The 864-nt window shown below is 40.4% G+C and carries 4 tRNA genes; all 4 read right to left on the bottom strand.

Annotated features, from left to right (window positions below):
- Nucleotides 1-41: 41 nt before the first annotated feature.
- The 4 genes from C9J40_RS21770 to C9J40_RS21785 all read right to left on the bottom strand — a co-directional run bounded on the left by C9J40_RS21770 (nt 42) and on the right by C9J40_RS21785 (nt 819).
- Nucleotides 42-117 (bottom strand) — tRNA-Phe (locus tag C9J40_RS21770).
- A gap of 376 nt (nt 118-493) precedes the next feature.
- A tRNA-Asn gene (locus C9J40_RS21775) sits at nt 494-569 on the bottom strand.
- 43 nt (nt 570-612) lie between these two features.
- Nucleotides 613-688, bottom strand: a tRNA-Phe gene (locus C9J40_RS21780).
- A gap of 55 nt (nt 689-743) precedes the next feature.
- Nucleotides 744-819 (bottom strand) — tRNA-Thr (locus C9J40_RS21785).
- Nucleotides 820-864 lie beyond the last annotated feature (45 nt).

The following is an 864-nucleotide window of genomic DNA, read 5'->3' on the forward strand; positions in this document are numbered from 1 at the left end:
AGATTGTGGTTGCTTTGCACCATACTTCGAAAGGGAAGTAATGGTGCCTCGAGGCGGAATCGAACCACCGACACGAGGATTTTCAATCCTCTGCTCTACCGACTGAGCTATCGAGGCAACGGAGCGCATTAAAAAGGTTTTCGGTCTTTGCGTCAATGCTTTTTTTCTAAATAATTATCAACCTTGTCTTTTTTGTTCCGTTTGTTTGAAAAGTAAGCTTTTATTAGGGGGGAATACCTATTTGAACATTAGTTTGTGAAGCAAGTAATAGAAATAATTAAAGATTATTTTGTGAAATATCGAAAGAAAAGGAGTCATTATTAAGTCTTTAACTGAAAAGATCGCATTGCAGGTAAGGCGATTAAAAAGATCGTGGAGTAGTGATTTTGAGAGGAATTATTTTATCTAAAAATAGTATTGGAGAAGGGAAGGTGAGAAAAGTTAGCAAATTTAAGACGAAAAAAAACCTTGTCTTGCGACAAGGTTTCTTAACTGGCTCCTCCTGCTGGACTTGAACCAGCGACATACGGATTAACAGTCCGCCGTTCTACCAACTGAACTAAGGAGGAATTATCTTTTTTATCTTACCTGACGTATCAAGTGAGATGAATATGGTGCCTCGAGGCGGAATCGAACCACCGACACGAGGATTTTCAATCCTCTGCTCTACCGACTGAGCTATCGAGGCAAACACAGCTATTAAATTGCTATTTTTGCATTTCTTACGTGAGTAAGAGAATAAATGGTGCCGACTACCGGAGTCGAACTGGTGACCTACTGATTACAAGTCAGTTGCTCTACCTACTGAGCTAAGTCGGCACACTTTATTTTGGCTCCTCTTGCTGGACTTGAACCAGCGACATA

This window comes from Photobacterium sp. GB-72, from assembly GCF_003026095.1.
GTDB lineage: Bacteria > Pseudomonadota > Gammaproteobacteria > Enterobacterales > Vibrionaceae > Photobacterium.